This is a genomic window from Ulvibacterium sp. (assembly GCF_965248315.1).
Lineage (GTDB): Bacteria > Bacteroidota > Bacteroidia > Flavobacteriales > Flavobacteriaceae > Ulvibacterium.
This window is the reverse complement of sequence record NZ_CBDFIX010000001.1, coordinates 146,777-166,492: the sequence shown is the minus strand read 5'-3', so window position 1 is coordinate 166,492 and position 19,716 is coordinate 146,777. Positions and strand designations below refer to the sequence as shown.

Genomic DNA, 19,716 nt, shown 5'->3' with positions numbered 1-19,716 from the left:
ATAGCAAATGAACAAATTACTTGTTACCCTTACCCTAGGCTCTCTGATACTCTCCTGTGCAGAGAAACCCAAAGAACAAATCCCACCGGTCACGGCACCCTTTTCCGATGTGGATACCCTAGCCATCAATGATTGGTGGAATCGGGGTGATAATCCCATAATAAATCTAAAGGTAAGTCGGGACAGTGTGGTCGCTTTTGGCATTTATACCGTGCATAACAAGATTCTAAAACTATCGGCCCAGTTATATCCGCTGTATCCCGAAGAGACCCGTGAGGTACATCTGGAAATCCAAAAAGACGGCAAGTGGACGGAAATTCAGAAACAAAAAATAAACGATATTGGTTGGTCTGCTTTGTTTCGGGTGGAGGATTGGGACGATTCGCAGGATACCCCATATCGGATCCGCCATGGAGAAATAGCTTCTTTTGAGGGATTGGTGCGAAAGAACCCAACCGATAAAACAGAGGTCAGCATTGCCGCCCTTTCCTGCAACTCCAACAAGGACCGGGGTATGCGCAAGAATTATGTTCGGAACATCAACCACCAGGATCCCGATATTATCTTCTTTGCGGGTGACCAATCCTATGACCATACGGAACATACGGCGGCTTGGTTAAAATTCGGCCTACAGTTCAGGGAAATCTTCCAAAATCGACCCTGTATTGCCATTCCCGATGATCATGATGTAGGGCAGGGCAACCTGTGGGGCGAAAATGGTAAGGTCTCCACCTCTCCTGGAGGCCCGGATGGCGGGTACACCTATCACCCGGAATACGTAAAAATGGTGGAACGCTGCCAAACGGCCCATTTACCGGACCCCTATGATGCCACGCCCATAGAACAGGGAATCGGGGTGTACTATTCCAATTTAGCACTCGGAGGTGTGGATTTTGCCATAATAGAGGATCGTAAGTTTAAGTCGGGGCCCGAGGGGAAAATCCCACAACAGGGCCCAAGGCCTGATCATATCCGCAATCCGGACTATGACCCTGCCTCTATTGATCTTCCCGGACTCAGCCTCTTGGGCGATCGCCAGTTAAAATTTTTGGACGAATGGGGCGACCAAAACCCGGATGCCTTGAAAGTAGTGCTTTCCCAGACCGGTTTCTGCGGTGGCGCCCACATTCACGGTTCTTTGGATAATCGCCTCCATGCCGATTTGGACAGTAATGGTTGGCCTCAAACGGGGCGTAACAAAGCACTAAGATTAATCAAAGAAGCTGGGGCCGTACATATTGCAGGCGACCAGCATTTGGCTACGGTAATCCACCAGGGCATTGATGAATTTGGGGACGGCCCCTGGGCCTTTGTGGTCCCTGCCATTGTCAACGACTATTATAGCCGCTGGTGGTGGCCCGAGGATGAAAAGCCCGGTACTAACCCCAACCCGGATACCGCCCTTCCCTGGACCGGGGACTATCTGGATGGGTTTCACAACAAGATACGGATGATGGCCTATGTAAATCCTGAAAGCTCCTCCAGAGGCGGGGGCTATGGCTTGATTCGTTTCAATAAGACGGACCGTACGGCCATCTTTGAGTGCTGGCCGCGCTATGTGGACGTAACTCAAGCGGACGCAGCCCAGTTTGAGGGCTGGCCCATTACGGTTCCTATGGAATAGCTTGTACCATCAAAGTGTATATCAATTTCCGCTTATTATCGTTTATAAATGCTTGTTTTCGTTCTCCCCCGAGGCGGGCAAGTGTACACAATTTCATAGTGTTTTCAGATGGGTGTACTTGATTTTATGGAAAAATTGCAGGAATTTTATAGTATTGTTTATATCCCTATGTTGGCGTACATGTGGAAATTAGAAAAAACGAAAATTGTATGAGAAAAAACAAATAAGAACACTATATGAAACGTAGATCATTTTTCAGAAAAACTTCTACAGCCCTAGTGGGGGTTGGACTTACAACCAGTTCTTATGCAAGTATAACTAAAAAGAAAATTAAGAAACCTGTTAAGGTATGTGCTACCATAGATCAGCAAGAAGTGTTCTTTTATGCCGAGGTTATTAATGAGTTAATAAAGGTAGTTCATATAGCCGATACGCATTTGTTTAAAGATGATGAAAGAGGACTACCTTACCAAGAGTTTAGTAACCGAATGGCCAAAGCTTATAACCAAACCACACATTTTAAAACACGAATAAACACGAATCCAGAGGAAGCTTTTGAACAAACACTTGCATTTGCAAAAGAAGTAAATGCCGATGTGATTACGTTGGGTGGAGATATTTTTAGTTTTCCGTCTGAAGCGGCAATAGAGTGGGTACTATCTAAATTGAAAGATACCGGCATACCGTACATTTATACCGCTGGAAACCATGATTGGCATTATGAAGGGATGGAAGGTACTTTGGAGTCTTTACGTGATTCATGGATTGAAAAGCGATTACTGCCTTTGTACCAAGGCAACCACCCTTTAATGGCGGCTTATGATATCAAAGGAATCAGATTTTTGGCTATTGATAATTCTACCTATCAAATTAATGAGGAGCAATTAGCCTTTTTTATTGAACAAGTTGCCATTGGAATGCCTTTGGTTTTATTGGTCCATATTCCAATGTATGCTCCCGGGAAGAAGATTGTATTTGGATGTGGAAATCCGAATTGGGGAGCGGCCACAGATCGCAATTTTGAGTTAGAAAGACGTCCTAAATGGCCAGAAAGTGGACATACTCAAACAACCCTTAATTTTCATAAGAAAGTCTTTACTGCGCCAAATCTATTAGGCATTTTTGCAGGACATGTCCATCGAAACTCTATTGAAATGATTAAAGGAAAACCTCAAATAGTTGCTGATGACAACGCCAGTGGAGGTTATTTAGATATCAACTTTTTACCTATGGATGAAAAAGATAAAAAGTTGATTTTGTAATTGTTGATGAAGAATTTCAACCTTCCATCGCATACACGACAATGGACGGGAATGTAGGGTCACATCTCCGAAATTCTCGAAAGGTTGCACCGGGTTAAGATAAACAATAAGGAAATAAATACATGCCAACAATGTGTAAGCAATCATAGGTTCCATAAGTTCGCTACGCTGTATACACCTGAAGTTGTGGAACATATGATGAGAGCATTTCTGTTTATTTCGCTGTTTTTATAACTCCCCGGTTGTAAAGAATAATCAACAAAAAACTATGTAGATTATAATGAAGAGGACTTTGTTGAAGTACAAGGACTTATAATAAAGGTAGAAAAGGAATTTACCTATCAGGACAAAAAAGTGGACGTAACCTACATTTACGATTTGGAAAAAGACAAACCTGTCATAGGACATGAAAACGATACTCCATTTATTCCTATGGCAGGATCGCCTGCAATAATTTTGGTTCATAAATATGGGGATAGCGTCACTTTATGAGGAACTTGGCTATTTAGAAGATAAAGACGATATGATAAAACGATACCTAGAGAAAAGTGAGCGATTTGGAGTTGAATATTATGGTATCGATGAAAATCTACTGGATTAATGGAAACAACTTACTATCAGGACGAAATGTAGAAATACAATGCACAACTAAACCCACAGCAAATAGGGTAATAAGTGCTGAATGCAATGGTTTTGTAATGTTTACCAGGTCCGGCAAATCTTTTGGATTTGGCTTTTAAAATGAGAAATATGAAAATACTAGTACAATTGATATTCGTTTTTGGTCTAGGCATTTCCTCCTGTACGGAACCCCCTAAAAGACCCAATATCATCCTGGTCATGACCGATGACCTGGGCTGGTATGATGTAGGATTTAACGGAAACACTATAGTAAAGACCCCTTGGTTGGATTCCCTGGCTTCCCAAGGGGTAATTTTGGACCGGTTTTACTCCGCTTCCTCGGTCTGCTCCCCTACCCGGGCCAGTGTACTTACGGGAAGAAATCCGTTGCGGATGCACATTCCCACTGCGAATTCCGGGCATCTAAAGGAGGAGGAAATCACCCTTCCCGAACTGCTCAAGAAAGCAGGCTATGCCACAGGACATTTTGGTAAATGGCATCTGGGCACCTTTACCCGATCCATCCCCGATGCCAACCGGGGTGGCCAGGAAAAGTTCCATGCGGATTATAGTATCCCTACCCAACATGGTTATGATGGCTACTTTTCTACGGAATCCAAGGTACCTACCTTCGATCCCATGCTCTATCCCCTAACTTATGATACCGGGGAAAGCAAACGTTATGGTTGGAAAGCGATCCAATATCCCGATTCCGCCCAAGCCTATGGTACTGCCTATTGGACCGGGGAAAACCAAAAGGAGACCCGGAATCTAAAGGGCGATGATTCCCGTATCATCATGGATCGGGTACTTCCGTTTATTGAAAATGCCCTACAGGAAAATAAGCCGTTCTTTACGACACTTTGGTTCCATACGCCTCATTTGCCCGTAGTGAGCGATAGTGTACATCGGGGTCACTATCCCCAAATGAATCTGGCCAAACAATTGTACTACGGTACCATAACGGCCCTGGATGAGCAAATGGGACGATTATGGCAAACCTTGGAAGCCACGGGAACGGAAAAGGAAACGATCCTATTCTTTTGTAGCGACAATGGTCCCGAACGGGAAACGCCCGGTAGTGCAGGTGTTTTTCGGGAACGCAAAAGAAGCCTTCATGAAGGCGGGGTACGGGTGCCAGCCTTTGCCGTTTGGAAAAACGGTCTGGAGGGCGAGAAACGCGTGGACTTTCCTATGGTAACCAGTGACTATCTGCCGACCATCCTGGATATTCTGGACATTCCCTTTCCCGATCAACGGCCCCTCGATGGTACAAGCGTTTTAAAGTCGCTGAATCGTGAAGAGTCCCAAAGACCCAAACCTATTGGATTTATCTATGGCAACCAAATCTCCTGGGTAACGAATCAATATAAACTCATTGGTGATCAACAGCTAGAAAATTTGGAATTGTATGATCTGCTCCTCGATCCATCGGAAAAAGAAAATGTGATTCGGGAATATCCCAAAATTGCTGAGCAATTGAAAGCGGACTTATCAATATGGCTGAACTCTGTTGAAAACAGCAAGAGTGGGATGGATTACACTCCGGCCAAATGATGTCTTGAAAATTTCATGAAATTGCCTAAATTAATAGCATGATACGTTCGCTGATTCCCTTTTTTATGGTTTTTCTGATGGTTCATGATCTGCTTTGTCAGGACAAAACGGCTTCCTTCTCTTCCCTAAAAAAGATACTGTTGGATACGGATATGGGATCGGACTGCGATGATGTGGGGGCACTGGCCCTATTGAATGAATATGCGAATTCCGGGCGAGCGGAAATTTTGGGTGTAGTCTATAGTTCGGGTGCGGTTCCTTATGGTGTTGGGATTATCGACGCTATAAACAGGTACTATGGCAATGGCGGCATCCCTATCGGGGCCAATTATGATATGGAATTTGGGGATCCTGTGGACAAAATGCAAGCCAAAAAACTGGCCCAGGACACCGTAGCGTTTAAGAACCGGGTAATCCGCAATACCGATGTTCCGGAACAGACGCTATTTCTCCGTAAACTATTGGCCGAACAAGAGGATAACAGCTTGCACTACGTAACCATTGGCCATACCCAAGCCCTATACAATCTACTCGTTTCCGAGCCCGATAGCATTTCCAATCTGTCCGGAATGGCATTGGCCGAGAAGAAAATAAAGCGGTGGATCGCCCTTGGAGCCCTTAATGCAAAAAATGTGGACGGCCATTATACCAAGGACTGGAATTTCTTTTTTAATGGTACGGCCCCGTACACCCAATATTTGGTGGAGCATTTCCCAAAACCTGTTTTCTTTATTTCTGGCGGATCACAAATGATGACCGGAAAATCACTAATACATACACCCAACGGCAACATTGTCCGAACGGCCTATCGCGACTGGCTGTGGAATGTGGAGCAGAAAACATTGGCCGATCAGCGACCTAGTTGGGATCTAGTGGCCGTTTGTTTCGCCGTGGAAACTTCCAAAAAATATTTCAACGTCACGGCCCGGGGATACCTAGATTTCGATGTCGACCAAGGATGCCGATGGATCGAGACGGATACCCCTACAAATCATAGCTTTGTTACCTTAAATGCCGGGTCAAACCTTCGTTTTTCGAATTATCTAAATACGCTAATTTCACGACGGGGACACAATCAAAAACACCCATAAACTAAAATCGTAAAAAAATGAAAATATCGTTTCATTTATGTATCCTTAGTGCTTTTTCCATACTGTTTCTGGGACAGTGGACCTCGGGCCAGATGACCGTGACCTCGAGAGAACTCATCGAGACCATTATTCAAAGGACTGGCGCGGAACGTTTGTCCAAAACCGTTGATGTTATTAAGGAAGGAAATCCGGAAACGCCAGTGAGAGGTGTGGTTACCTGTATGTTCGCTACCATGGAGGTCTTGCAAAAGGCCGTGGAGAAAAACTGCAATCTTATCATCACCCATGAACCGACCTACTACAACCATCTGGACGAAACCGAGCTTTTTCAAAAGGATTCCGTTTTCTTGGAGAAACAAAAATTTATCAAAGACCACAATCTGGTCATTTGGCGGTTTCATGACTATATCCATCGTATCCAGCCTGATGGTATTGTTACCGGAATGACCGAGAAATTGGGGTGGGAAGAAAATAGGGACACCGATAATCCGTACAAATTTACGTTTCCCCAAATCACCCTAAAGGAACTGCTAAAGGACATTAAACGGACATTCCCGGAAAACGGTTTTCATGTAGTAGGGAACCCGGAAATGCAACTATCTACTGTAATATATGTCCCTGGAGCATCCGGTAGTAACGCCCATATCCAACAATTGCGAAAAGCAGAGGTGGACATAGTAGTGGCCGGCGAAGTACCCCAATGGGAGACCTATGAGTATGTACGGGATGCCAATACTCAAGGGAGAAAAAAAGCCATAGTATTCATCGGGCACGTATACTCTGAGGCAAGTGGGATGAAATTTTGTGCCGATTGGATGCGCAAATTTGTTACGGATATTCCAATTCATTATATCGATTGTGGTTCATCTTACTGGACCTACTGATTCGAAATGGAATACATCCCTTTTTTTCGCTAAGGATAGGATAGTGCATATTCAAATAGGAAGTTTTAATTTTGTGGGATGCCTATGGAACTGGACTACATACAAAGTGCCATTAAACAGTTTGAATACTATAAATCTGTCGGGGAACGTACGTTTGCCCAACTGGATGAGGAGCACCTCTTTTGGCAATTCAATGCCGAATCCAATTCCATTGCCATAATCGTCAATCACTTGTGGGGAAACATGAGGTCGCGATGGACCGATTTCCTCACTTCCGATGGGGAAAAGGAATGGCGGAATCGGGATTTGGAGTTTGAGTCCGTTATTGGCACCAAAGCGGAAATGATGGTCAAGTGGGAGGCCGGATGGGAATGCCTGTTCACTGCATTGCATTCAGTGAATGCGGAAAACTTCAATACCGAAATTTTTATTCGGAATCAGGCACATACCATCGTGGAGGCGGTTAATCGGCAACTGGCCCATTATGCGTATCATATCGGGCAAATTGCCTATATCGGGCGAATGGTCAAAGGCAACACATGGAAAAGCCTTACCATCCCCAAGGGAAAATCGTCCCATTTCAATAAAGCCAAGTTCTCAAAAGGCAAACACGGTGGTCATTTTTCGGATGATGTTAAGTAGCTATTAAAATGAGACTTCAAAAATCATGAAAAAAAAACTGTTCGTTTCAATACTCTTTATCGGCATAGTATGTTCCTGTAAAAGAGAACCCGATTATTCCAAGACACTCCAGGAATATTACGATTTTGGATTACCTAAAATTGAAAGAAAGTGGTCCTATGATGAATTGGAGGGTTCGGCGAAACTCTTAGGAAGGTTAAAGGAAAAGGATTCCCTACCACTTCCTAAATTGAACAGTAAGAAGTCTGGGAAGTACTTTAAAAGAATCATTTCCGCATTACCGCGGCTAGCCAATGGCGATTCGCTAAGCTACAAGCGCAAGACCCGGGATTTCTTTTTCTTTCAAAAAATTATAAAACGTTTGGTCCTCGTTTATGGAACAACTGAAAAAGAACAGGAATACTATAGTAATGAACTGATAGAATTGAATAAACTTACCCTGGAGGAAGTAGCAAATATGACCCTGCTCTATTACGATACCATCGAACAAGAATCCGTAGACTATGCGGATCAACTGGAAAATAGTAGTGGACAGTTTCAAAGAAGCGTTCTTACCGTTCTGGAAGCTTCACTTCAAAATCACGAAAGTCATATAAAATACAAATCCGATGATAAAATAAAACTGGCAAGGGCATTCTCCGAAAATATTGCTAAGATTTGGCATCTTATCGATATCGATTCAAAGGAAAAGATTTTGGCGCAAGTAGCTAGTATAGCCGAGCAAAATGAAATAGGCAAAGTGCAAAGCATTTATTCGGATTTCCTAGAAACTATTGAATCCAAAGACCGATGATGTTCAACAACATATGGCATCCGTTAATAATCGGCAGGTTCGTACTACCGGCATTATTTTTCATCTTTTTACAGCCAAGTCCAATTTTGGGGCAAGAAACCATGCCAACGGTTAACGGACCTATCCTAATTGAACGTTTAGGATTTGCTTTGACCCATGAGCACATCATGTCCAATTTTGGAAAGGATCAGAGCGAAACCTCCCAGTATAACGAAGAAGCACTGTTTAAACAGGTGGTTCCCTATCTAAAGAAGTTGAAATCCTTAGGAGCGAATTCGATTTTTGATTGTACCACGGCCTATTTTGGAAGACGTGTGGACCTATTACAAAGGATAAGCGATTCCACGGGTATTCAACTGATTACCAACACCGGTTTCTACGGTGCGGCCAATGATCGCTATATACCTCCATTCGCTTATGAGGCCAGTGCCCAAAAAATTTCAAAAATTTGGATTGCTGAATTTCAAAAGGGTATTGACGGTACGGAGGTAAAACCGGGTTTTATAAAACTGGCCTTTGACGAAGGGCCTCCTTCCAAAATAGACACTAAACTATTTATTGCCGGTATTTTGACCCATCTAAAAACTGGACTGACCCTAGCCGTCCATACCGGGGACAATCTTGAAGCCGTAAACCAACAACTTCGATTGCTTGAGGAATACAAGGTAAGCCCAAGTGCCTGGGTATGGGTACACGCCAACAAGGTATCGGACGTTGATGTGCTTCTAAATACCGCCTCCAAGGGAGCTTGGATATCCCTTGATGGAGTAAATACATCCAATATTCAGGAATTATTAAATGCCATCACCCAATTTAAATCCCAAAATCTACTCTACAAGATCTTGCTTTCCCATGACGGTAACGGTTTTCCTCGGGGAGGACCGATTCGGGAATTTGAAGCAATCTCCAAGAAATTAATCCCAGCCATGCGCACCCATGGGTTTACCGAAAAGGAAATTAATCAAATCATGGTGCAAAATCCTAAAAACGCATTTCGGATAACGGTTAAAAAAACGGATAGACCTTAGGAAGAAATAGGTTCTCTTGGTTACTGTTTAAATTAGGTTGGTATAGACTCGCACTCGTTTTCTTGGACATATTCAGGTTTATTGCAATGGATTATGGATTGCGATACACATTAACTTTTTGTAAATAAATTGGGTAGAATGGTTTATCCCCCTATTTTAGCGGCAAAAAGAAATCTATGGTAGCAATGGAAACCCCATCAAAATATAGTGCTTGGCACCATCCCTATACCCCAGCCAAGGAATTCAATAAAAGAACGGCCTATTTTAGCATGGAATTTGCCATCCATCAAGGTCTTAAGATATATTCCGGCGGACTTGGTTTTTTGGCCGGCTCCCACATGCGCTCGGCATACGATTTAAAGCAGAATATTGTAGGTATCGGTATGCTATGGAAATATGGGTATTACGATCAAGGAAGGAACAAGGACCAGACCTTACAGACCAATTCCATAGAGAAAAATTACAATTTCCTTGAAGATACCGGATTAGAGGTAGAAGTAGAAATCAATGGTAATTCCTCCGTAAAGCTAAGGGCCATGGTATTGAAGCCGGATACGTTCCGATCGGCCCCTATCTATCTTTTGACCACCGATGTGGAAGGTAACGACTATCTATCCAGGACCATAACGGATTATTTGTACGATGCCAATGAGCAGACGCGTGTTGCGCAAAGCATCGTATTAGGTATCGGTGGCGCCAAAATCGTTGAGCTTTTGGGAGGTGCGGATGTCTATCACCTTAATGAGGGCCATGCCCTTCCTGCTTTCTATTATTTAAGAGATCGTGGGGTAAAAAAATCGCAAATGGTCTTTACGACCCATACTCCGGAAAAAGGGGGCAATGAAGAGCGCGATGGCTATCATTTGAACCGTTTCGGGTTCTTTGGACGAACACTTTCCGAACCAGAGCTTCAAAAGGAAATGGTAAACGGTAATACGATCAGCTATACCGTGTCCGCGTTGCGGATGGCTAAAAAGGCGAATGCAGTATCCAAATTACACGCCAAGGTATCCAAGGCCATGTGGAACGGGTATGGAGGTGCAAATAAAATCATACCTATAACCAATGCCCAGAACTTGGAGTTTTGGCAGGACAAGGACTTCCAAAAGGCCTGGAAAAAGAAAGACGCCAAAGCCTTTGTGAAAAGAAAGACGGCCCTTAAAAAAGAGTTGTTCGAACTTGTTTTGGACCAAACAGGAAAACTTTTTGATCCCAATATATTGACCATTGTTTGGGCAAGACGTTTTGCAGGGTACAAAAGGGCCGATTTGCTATTGCATGATATGCAGCGGTTTCAGAATATCTTGAAAAACCAGAAGTATCCCGTACAGATTATTTGGGCCGGGAAACCTTATCCCATGGACTTTTCCGCTATAGATACCTTCAATCATTTGGTAAGTTTCAGCAAAAATGAGGCTAACTTGGCGGTATTGACCGGGTATGAGATAGAGTTGTCCAAAAAGCTAAAAACGGGTTCCGATGTTTGGCTGAACACGCCTAGGATTACCCGGGAAGCTTCGGGTACCAGTGGAATGACCGCAGCAATGAACGGCTCCGTTAACCTTACGACCAATGATGGATGGATTCCGGAATTTGCCAAAGATGGGAAAAACAGCTTTGTACTGCCCGAACTTGAACATACACTACCCATACAACAACAAGACCAATTAGATAGCGAACATTTGTATACGGTTTTGGAGGATAAAGTACTACCCATTTACTACGATAAACCAGAGGTTTGGCAAAAAATCGTTTTCCAGGCCATTACGGATGTTGTCCCGGAGTTTACAAGTGAACGGATGGCTCGCCAGTACTACAAAGAGCTGTATTAGATCTATTTAAAATGAAGAATGATGAAAATATTTCAAAAATAGTCTATTTAGTTAGTTAAACTTACTATATTTGTTTCGGCAATATTGCCTCAATTAAAATTCATAACAATGAAAAGAGTAACATTTTACCACGCAGGCTGTCCCGTTTGTGTAAATGCGGAACAGGAATTTTTAAACTTGGTCGATGCCACCAAGGTACAGGTGGACATTGTGCACTTAGGCGAACAAAAAGACAAAATTTCTTCAGCAGAAAATGCAGGTGTTCGATCGGTTCCGGCCCTGGTACTGGATAATGGCAACGTATTGCATATTAACCATGGGGCTACCTTGGAAGAGGTAAAGTCATAAAAATTTAATCCATATTGTTAGTTTAACTAATTATTTGAGTGATGAAACATATGTTATTCATGGTGTGCGGTTTTCTTTTTGTCGCACTGGCCTGTAAGGGGCAAACGCTTAACGAGTCCGCTGATTTCAAGGATTCGGAAAATTTGATAATCCAAAGTACATCTGTTGTACATGATACCGAACTGCAACAGTTGGTATTTGCGATAACGGTAAAGGGTCTTGCCGGGGCCAGCGTTCCTAAAAAAGTTGGGCAAATGGACGGTGCCCCGGTCTTAGGGTATGTCTTTCCGACCAACCTCTCCTCTACCGATGTAGGGTTTTCCCAAACCGATGGAATCGTGGCATTGGCGTTGACTTCCCATCCCGATTTTGACGATACGCCTCTTTGGGATGAAAATACAAATACCATTTACGATGACGATGGGATAGTTTGGCATCCCCATTGGGTCATCTTAAATGAAGACAAGCGCGTTAATGGTGGATTGAGTGTAAAACAATTCCCCAAGGGAGACAGCAAAGTAAAGTTGCCTCCTACCAATCCCGGTATGCCCATGTATATGGATTCTCCAGGTTTTCCTGTGATTACCAAAGGGAAAACTATAAAAGTGGTAGTTCCCTCATACCGGATGAACCACCGCAAACAATTCAACTTTGATGCGGTTACGGCTTATATGCAGGTCAATACCTCAAATACGGGGGCTCCCTTGTTGGGTGTATATTCCGTATATAGTGTGGCTTCGGGAGATCTATCTTTACCCTATACGGTATCTAACAACTAGTTTTCGCCCCAAGTAGTTAGGTAAACTAATTTCTTGGGGCTATTTTTGTTTCATGGAGACTTTTGACCCAGAATACCAGAACCAAAATATTGAGGGTAAAATCGTGGTTGCCCTGGAGCGTATTTCCGAGGCTTTCAAAGTTTTGCTTTGGCAAAAAGGCAAGGAAAATCAGCTTACACCTATCCAATTGCAGATTTTGTTATTCGTCAATTTCCATTTACCGGAGAAGTGCAAGGTCAACTATTTGGCCAAGGAATTCAATGTAACCAAGGCCACAATTAGTGAATCCATACGGTTATTGCTAAAAAAGGAACTTATTCTTAAGGAAACCGATCCTGCCGATACCCGAAGTTTCTTTATATATCTTACCGAAAGAGGTAAGGCCACACTACAACGGACAAGTTCCTTTGCCCATCCTATTGAAAAGCCAATCCATTCCTTCCCCGAGGAGCAAAAAAGGATACTATTCCAAAGCCTATTGCAACTGATCGAAAAATTGAATAAAGCGGACGTCGTCAACGTACAGCGTATGTGTACCTCCTGTCGCTTTTATGAATCCGGATCGGAAAATGATTATTGTAGGTTATTGGAGAAGAAGCTACATCAAGCGGATTTACGCATTGATTGTCCCGAACATCAAACGGTATTGTAGTTTTTTGAAGTAGACCGATGGTTACTTAAATTCTGGGAAGTTCCATAAAGACATCGGGCTAACCCATAAGAAATGGTTGACCCGTACTTTCCAATACTGCGAACCAAAATTCCCCTTCCAAGTCTATTTTCTTACGTCTACTGGTGACTTCGGATATGGGCAAATTCACAAATTTATTGTTCAACCTGCCCACTACGAATTTCGTCTTTCCCGCCATTGCTCCATGAATGGCATAATGGGCCAATCTGCTACAAAAAATACTGTCGCCTGCATTGGCCGGGGCACTACGGATAATATAACTGGGATCTATATATTTAATGGTGACCTGCTTATCCATGGCCTTGAAATAGTTTCCTATTTCAGCTTTTAGGAACGGGCCTATATCCTTGTGTTTTACATTGCCCGAGGCGTCCTTGGTTTCCGCACCATCCTCCGCAAAAAGATGTTGGCCTGCACCTTCGGCCACCACGATGACCGCGTGATGCTTTGTCTCCAATCGATCTCTAAGGTTTTCCAAAAAACCATTTTCTCCATGTAATTGAAATTCCATTTCCGGCACCAGGACAAAATTTACTACGGGCATGGACATTGCCGCGCAGGCGGCAATAAAACCGCTATCCCTTCCCATCAACTTTACGATCGAAACCCCGTTGTAAGCGCCAGTGGCTTCATTATGTGCGTCCCGAATAATGGGGCTGGCCATATCAAAAGCAGTTTCAAAACCAAAGGATTTGTCTATTAGATTAATGTCATTGTCAATGGTCTTGGGAATGCCGACTACTGAAATTTTTAGACCTCGTTTTTGAATTTCCTCACCTATGGCATTGGCCCCTTTTAGGGTTCCATCACCGCCAATGGCGAAAAGCATATCCACCTGATTATCTTCAAGGGTATCCACCATATCGGAAACACTTTGGCCCCCACGCGATGAGCCTAAAACCGTCCCCCCAAATTCATGGATGTCCTTTACAACATCAGGGGTCAAGTGTTTTAGTTTATGCCCATAGGAAGGGATAAGTCCCTCGTAACCATAAGGTACACCCAAAATGTTCTTCACTCCATAAAAGTAATAGAGCCCCATAACCAAGCTCCGGATAACATTGTTGATACCGGGACACAGTCCCCCACAGGTAACGATGGCCGCCGTGGTTTTTGTGGGATCGAACAATAGCTTTTCGCGAGGACCGGCCTTCTCCAGACAAAGAGGTTCATCGTTTTCGGTAACGCACCGATTAAATTCGCTTAAGGAAATATTATAGAGCAGTCGATCTTTGTCCTGAACAAAATTAAAAACTTTATCGCCCTTTGTTGTACTTAAATGAAGTGGAGAGGGGAAGGTGGGCACGCCTAAGTTTTCAATATCAAATTTTTTAGTGGAAGCCATAAAAAGTCTTGCTTTACTCGTATTTAGGACGTTAAATTTAAGGCTAAATACATGAGATAAACAACGAAATTTGGGCGAAATGCCAAATGTTTATAAACCTAGGGTATCAAATAACATTACGCCAAAGAACGAAGTCTATTTTTTTAATTCCAGTTTTTCCGCAAAATAGTTGCAAAAATCCTTCATTGTAGCGGTCATTTTTTCATCCTGTGTCGCTTTCATAAAAGTGTCCGACAAGGAAACCAAAGTTTGATGAAAAAAAATCTTCATCTCATCCACAGGCATATCCTTGGTCCAAAGATCGATCTTTAGTGATTCCTTATTCTTACTGTCCCAAACCGACAGTAGCATAGCCTTGGCCTCCTCATTATGGATACCTCCATCCTGTGCCGACCAGGTGAGTTCCTCTGGAACCCGGTTTTCATCCAACCCTACTTTTAGTGTAATTTCCGAAGTGTGGAGTTTAGGCATAATTATTTTTTGGGTTTGTAGTTACTTTTTTTGAATATTTCCTCAGCTGGCAAAGCGAGCATCTGTTGAAGGGAAACCTTGTTCCGTTCCATAAAGGCACGTACAATCTGCCAACCCAAATATCGGCCTATGCGTCCTGGTGACTCATTGTCCAATTCCAGCCCGAACTTGGAGAAGGGAGCGGGATCAAGAAAACGTAGGCCTAACTTGGCATCTGTATCATAGAGCAACTCACGTTCAATAAAATAGCGCCACATAGGCTCTTCATTAAGATGGGCCCACTCCAAATCTTCTTGGGAATAGCCAATACGCTGGGCCTCCGACAAAAATGGGGTCAGCCTATCCTTTACATATAATTCTTTACCATAATAGACAACCTGGGCCAAGAAAGTGCGGTCTTCTGCCTTGGGAACCACTCGCTTTGTAAAAGCACTGGCCACATCACTTACCAAATACTTTTTATCCATACCTGCTGAAATGTAGTTGGATATGCGCTCGTAGAACTTATGCCCCGGGCCTAGATAGTTATCAAGTCCTATTAAAAGTAGGCTATCCGTAAGAATGACACGGTTCTCGTAATCCACATCGGACGTAACCGTAACGATTTTTGGAACATTGAACCGGGGGAAATAATATTTGATATGTTTAAAAAACAATTGCAAATCGGTTTCTTCCTGCTCGAAATTGGAAAATTCTGCATCTACTTCCCTTAAAAGTTCAACTTGAACTGTATCCTTTAATTTGGCTACCCACACGCTATCCGGGTATCGGGCGGGAAAAAGATAAGGGTATTCTTTTTTGAGCAGGGGCAAGTCCGATGGTTCTGCCTTGGCAAATTCTTGGTCAAAACGAGAGATTTGTAAATTCAGATCTATTTTATTGACTGCCTCCGTAATTTTTGCATTGTCATTACAGCCTAAAAGAACGTAAGAAATTAAGAAAAGGGTAAAAATGTACTTTCCCTCATGAAGTAATCCCGTTTCCATTTTCTTTTTAGACATCAAGGCTTTATTTTTATCGGGCAAAGTTAATCGTTTCGTTAATAAAGAACAGCATGCAAACCGAAAAGGTAATAATCCATATTGTGCAGTGGTTAAAGGATTATACCACAAACGCCAAAATGAAGGGTTTTGTGGTCGGTGTCTCCGGAGGTATAGACTCCGCTGTAACATCCACCTTATGTGCCAAAACAGGGCTTGATGTTTTATGTCTGGAAATGCCCATCCATCAATCCTCAAAACAGGTGAGCAGGGCAAACAACCATATTGACTGGTTGCAGGAGCATTATCCCAATGTGCAAAGGCAACCGGTAAACCTTACATCGGTATTCGATAGCCTTATTAAGGTACTTCCCGATGTAGCTGATGAAGAAAGTCGTTTTATGTCATTGGCCAACACGCGCGCACGCCTACGCATGACAACCTTATACTATTTTGCGGCCTTAAAGGGTTATTTGGTGGCAGGCACTGGTAATAAGGTCGAGGATTTTGGAGTAGGTTTCTATACCAAATATGGGGATGGTGGAGTGGATTTAAGTCCCATTGCGGATTTATTGAAAACGGAAGTCTATGAAATTGCAAGCTACTTGGACGTTAACGAAGAAATTATCCAAGCGGCCCCAACCGATGGCCTATGGGGCGACAACAGGACTGATGAAGATCAAATAGGAGCTTCCTATCCAGAATTGGAATGGGCTATGAAAATGGACGGAGAAGGAAAGGCGGTTACGGACTTTTCTGGCCGTGAAAAGGAAGTTTTTACTATATTTAAGAAATTAAACTCGGCCAATCAACATAAAATGAAGCCGATACCTGTATGCGAGATTCCGGAAATGTTAAAATAAACCACTCAACTAATAATCAAGTAGATAAATCGAATAATATTCAAAAAATAAGGCTTTTTAATAAAAAAAAACCATTTTTGTTTACGAATTCAGATAATTAAACCTTACATTGCATGTCAGTTTTTTTGGACTTCTGCATATTTGGGTATATTTATAGACTAAAACTAGCGAAATGATCAAAGTATTAATTGCTGACAACCACCCTATCATACGGATGGGCGTAAAACATGTATTGGAATCTGCCTCTGGTTTTGAGGTAGTTGAAGATGTTTCCACTACATCCGAGCTTTTCGAAAAACTGGAACGAATTACTCCTGATGTTGTTATGCTGGAAATGGATATTCCAGAAATAAACGGTATAGCCACATTGCGAAAGATTAAAAAAGAGTATCCTGATGTGAAAGTGTTGATGTACAGCGGACAGTCCGAAGATGTATATGCGCTGAGTAGCATTAGGGCCGGTGCATTCGGTTATTTATCAAAAGCCTCGGATATAGATTATATTATTTCCGCAGTACGAAAAGTAAGCGAGGGGAATATGTTCATCACCAATGAACTTGCCCAAAGGCTAGCATTTGATGAAGGAACCCAAAGACCTAGGAGGTTCTTTAGGAAACTTTCTACCCGAGAGGTGGAAGTACTTAAACTATTGGCCAGCGGAAAACGAAATAAAGATGTGGCCATTGGCCTTAACTTAAACGAAAAGACCGTAAGTACCTATAAGGCACGTTTAATGAAAAAGTTGAATGTAGACAATATGGTAGACCTTTTACAACAAGCAAAGGCTTTGGAATTGTATTAGTGAACGGTAAGGATCTATTGTAGAGACCCCAAAAAGAACTTTTTGGGGTCTCTGTTTTTTTATGATAGTACCCGATTCAATTTTTTATTCAGCAATTTGTTCAATTGTAGGTAGTTCATAATCTCCTCCAGGGTCTCATTATTGTTTCCGTTGTTTTCATGGGTGTTATTCTGAAGGGCCTCCATACGTTTTTTGATCAAATAGCATCGTAAGGTTAAAATGGTCTCGCTTACCAATTGACCCACCCCGGTCTTTTTACCCTTAGGGTAGATGTCCTTTCGCTCCCAATTATGCAGGGCGTACTTTTCTTCTTCCATAAGGATGGATGAAATCTCTTCCACCATTTTCTGATCAAGATCTGAGATAAAAGTAGGTATTGAAAAATCCTCATTTTCATTTAACTGTTCTATCAATTTGTAGTAGATGTTTCGAAACTGTTCGTTGGTCAGTTCTATTTCATCTTCCTGAAGATCCAGATAAATTTTTTCATAGACCTTGGCCTCCAAGGACTCTGGTTCCAATATTAAATCGCCCTCCTCGTTTTCCTTTAGGACCAAATCCTCAAACTCTTGCTGGTCATTTCCATACAGCAAAAGCATTTCAATAATTTTTCGTTCCAATTCATATTGTACATCTACTTTTTCAACGGTGACCTGATTTTTCACAACATCAAAGGCCCTTTGTTCGGGTTTGGCCCTTTTTGCGGCATCTGCTACCTCCTTTTTACCGATTTGCGCCAATGTACTAAACAGAACGTTCTCGGAAACGTTCATAATCTGGGCGCATTCCTGAATATAAATCTCCCGTTTTATGGCATCAGGGATTTTGGCTATGCTATTGACAATATCCCGAACCGTTTCTGCCCTTTTTATGGGATCGTTGGACGCCTCTTCGGCCAATAAATTTGCCTTAAATTGAATGAAGTCCTTGGTGTTTTCCTGCAAGTATTGCAAGACCTCCTCCAACTCATTGTTCTTGGCAAAACTATCTGGATCCTCACCTACGGGGAAGGGACAGACCTTTACGTTCATACCCTGCTCCAAAATCAAATCGATACCACGTAGGGAAGCTCTTAATCCCGCGGCATCCCCATCGAACAGAACAGTAATGTTTTTGGTAAGCCGATTGATCAAACGGATCTGTTCCGGAGTAAGGGCGGTACCACTAGAGGACACCACGTTGCGAATGCCCCTTTGGTAAAACTGAATAACATCCGTATAGCCCTCTACCAGATAGCAGTTATCCTCTTTGGCAATAGCTTGTTTGGCGAAGTAAACGCCATAAAGCACTTTACTCTTATGATAAATTTCACTTTCGGGCGAGTTTAAGTATTTGGCCGCTTTTTTGTCATTGGTTAAAATACGCCCCCCAAAACCAAGAACTCGCCCGCTCATGGAATGGATTGGGAACATGACCCGTCCCTTAAATCGATCAAATTTTTTGGGAGTATTGGGGTTTTGGACATCTTCTTTAACAATGGTTAATCCGGTCTTTTCCAAATACCCCAACTTATAACCATTTTCAAGGGCGGTCTTGGTAAATCCGTCCCACAAATCCAGACAATAGCCCAAACCAAATTTTTTAATGGTCTCATCTGTAAAGCCGCGTTCCTTGAAATAGGTCAGCCCTATAGCCTTGCCCAACTCTGATTCCCAGAGCATTTCCGAAAAGTGCTTCTGGGCAAATTCGGAAACCAGATACATGCTTTCACGTTCATTGGCCTCCGCCTTCTGTTCGTCGGTGCGTTCGGTTTCCTCTACTTCGATATTGTATTTTTTGGCCAAGTATTTTATGGCCTCAGGATAGGTAAAGTGCTCGTGTTCCATTAAAAAGGCCACAACATTGCCTCCTTTTCCGCTGCTGAAGTCTTTCCAAATCTGTTTTACCGGTGAAACCATAAAGCTCGGTGTGCGCTCATCGGTAAAGGGACTCAGTCCTTTGAAGTTGGAGCCCGACTTTTTTAACTGCACAAAATCACCGATGACCTCTTCCAAACGGGCGGTCTCGTATACTTGGTCTATGGTAGATTTTGAAATCAAGGTAAACTAAGTCTAGCAGGCAAATATAGCCCGTATCCATAAATATAAGCTAAAATGTAGCTTT

19 protein-coding genes are annotated in these 19,716 nt (G+C 42.7%); 15 read left to right on the top strand and 4 right to left on the bottom strand.

Annotated features, from left to right (window positions below; translation table 11 throughout):
* Positions 1-7: 7 nt before the first annotated feature.
* The 13 genes from ACP2AF_RS00700 to ACP2AF_RS00640 all read left to right on the top strand — a co-directional run bounded on the left by ACP2AF_RS00700 (position 8) and on the right by ACP2AF_RS00640 (position 13,113).
* Positions 8-1,624 (top strand): alkaline phosphatase D family protein, encoded by a 1,617-nt coding sequence (locus tag ACP2AF_RS00700; RefSeq protein WP_425234326.1) that lies wholly within the window; start codon positions 8-10, stop codon positions 1,622-1,624.
* A gap of 236 nt (positions 1,625-1,860) precedes the next feature.
* On the top strand, positions 1,861-2,886 hold the full coding sequence (locus tag ACP2AF_RS00695) for a metallophosphoesterase family protein (RefSeq protein WP_425234325.1): 1,026 nt from the start codon (positions 1,861-1,863) through the stop codon (positions 2,884-2,886).
* Positions 2,887-3,355: 469 nt separating this feature from the next.
* Positions 3,356-3,487: a hypothetical protein gene (locus ACP2AF_RS00690; protein ID WP_425234324.1), complete on the top strand. Its 132-nt coding sequence runs from the start codon at positions 3,356-3,358 to the stop codon at positions 3,485-3,487.
* A 149-nt stretch (positions 3,488-3,636) separates the two neighbouring features.
* A complete protein-coding gene (locus ACP2AF_RS00685) occupies positions 3,637-5,064 on the top strand; it encodes a sulfatase family protein (protein ID WP_425234323.1) in 1,428 nt (475 codons plus the stop codon).
* Positions 5,065-5,102: 38 nt separating this feature from the next.
* Entirely contained in the window at positions 5,103-6,155 is a 1,053-nt protein-coding gene (locus ACP2AF_RS00680; RefSeq protein WP_425234322.1) for a hypothetical protein, read from the top strand.
* Positions 6,156-6,172: 17 nt separating this feature from the next.
* Positions 6,173-7,039, top strand: a complete 867-nt coding sequence (locus ACP2AF_RS00675; protein ID WP_425234321.1) for a Nif3-like dinuclear metal center hexameric protein — start codon at positions 6,173-6,175, stop codon at positions 7,037-7,039.
* 84 nt (positions 7,040-7,123) lie between these two features.
* Positions 7,124-7,681: a DUF1572 family protein gene (locus tag ACP2AF_RS00670; RefSeq protein ID WP_425234320.1), complete on the top strand. Its 558-nt coding sequence runs from the start codon at positions 7,124-7,126 to the stop codon at positions 7,679-7,681.
* 25 nt (positions 7,682-7,706) lie between these two features.
* Entirely contained in the window at positions 7,707-8,474 is a 768-nt protein-coding gene (locus ACP2AF_RS00665) for a hypothetical protein (RefSeq protein ID WP_425234319.1), read from the top strand.
* On the top strand, positions 8,474-9,502 hold the full coding sequence (locus tag ACP2AF_RS00660; RefSeq protein WP_425234318.1) for a phosphotriesterase: 1,029 nt from the start codon (positions 8,474-8,476) through the stop codon (positions 9,500-9,502). Before ACP2AF_RS00665 ends, ACP2AF_RS00660 begins: the two co-directional genes overlap by 1 nt.
* A 176-nt stretch (positions 9,503-9,678) precedes the next feature.
* Positions 9,679-11,334, top strand: a complete 1,656-nt coding sequence (gene glgP / locus ACP2AF_RS00655; RefSeq protein WP_425234317.1) for an alpha-glucan family phosphorylase — start codon at positions 9,679-9,681, stop codon at positions 11,332-11,334.
* A gap of 108 nt (positions 11,335-11,442) precedes the next feature.
* A complete protein-coding gene (locus ACP2AF_RS00650; protein ID WP_425234316.1) occupies positions 11,443-11,682 on the top strand; it encodes a thioredoxin family protein in 240 nt (79 codons plus the stop codon).
* Between the two features lie 41 nt (positions 11,683-11,723).
* Positions 11,724-12,461, top strand: coding sequence for a hypothetical protein (locus ACP2AF_RS00645; RefSeq protein ID WP_425234315.1), 738 nt, complete (start codon positions 11,724-11,726; stop codon positions 12,459-12,461).
* Positions 12,462-12,513: 52 nt separating this feature from the next.
* Complete coding sequence (locus ACP2AF_RS00640) at positions 12,514-13,113, top strand: MarR family winged helix-turn-helix transcriptional regulator (RefSeq protein ID WP_425234314.1); 600 nt, start codon at positions 12,514-12,516, stop codon at positions 13,111-13,113.
* 58 nt (positions 13,114-13,171) lie between these two features.
* Here ACP2AF_RS00640 and ACP2AF_RS00635 read toward each other — a convergent pair whose 3' ends face one another.
* The 3 genes from ACP2AF_RS00635 to gldB form a co-directional block, all read right to left on the bottom strand.
* Positions 13,172-14,497, bottom strand: a complete 1,326-nt coding sequence (locus tag ACP2AF_RS00635; protein WP_425234313.1) for an ATP-dependent 6-phosphofructokinase — start codon at positions 14,495-14,497, stop codon at positions 13,172-13,174.
* 135 nt (positions 14,498-14,632) lie between these two features.
* Positions 14,633-14,968, bottom strand: coding sequence for a gliding motility protein GldC (gldC, locus tag ACP2AF_RS00630; protein WP_425234312.1), 336 nt, complete (start codon positions 14,966-14,968; stop codon positions 14,633-14,635).
* Positions 14,969-14,970: 2 nt separating this feature from the next.
* Positions 14,971-15,969: a gliding motility lipoprotein GldB gene (gene gldB / locus ACP2AF_RS00625; RefSeq protein WP_425234311.1), complete on the bottom strand. Its 999-nt coding sequence runs from the start codon at positions 15,967-15,969 to the stop codon at positions 14,971-14,973.
* 53 nt (positions 15,970-16,022) lie between these two features.
* Between gldB and nadE the strand changes: the two genes are divergently transcribed.
* Complete coding sequence (gene nadE, locus ACP2AF_RS00620) at positions 16,023-16,811, top strand: NAD(+) synthase (RefSeq protein WP_425234310.1); 789 nt, start codon at positions 16,023-16,025, stop codon at positions 16,809-16,811.
* A gap of 172 nt (positions 16,812-16,983) precedes the next feature.
* Positions 16,984-17,613 (top strand): response regulator, encoded by a 630-nt coding sequence (locus ACP2AF_RS00615; RefSeq protein ID WP_299535263.1) that lies wholly within the window; start codon positions 16,984-16,986, stop codon positions 17,611-17,613.
* Positions 17,614-17,672: 59 nt separating this feature from the next.
* Here the strand turns inward: ACP2AF_RS00615 and dnaG are convergent, their stop codons facing one another.
* Positions 17,673-19,652, bottom strand: a complete 1,980-nt coding sequence (gene dnaG / locus ACP2AF_RS00610; protein WP_425234309.1) for a DNA primase — start codon at positions 19,650-19,652, stop codon at positions 17,673-17,675.
* Positions 19,653-19,716 lie beyond the last annotated feature (64 nt).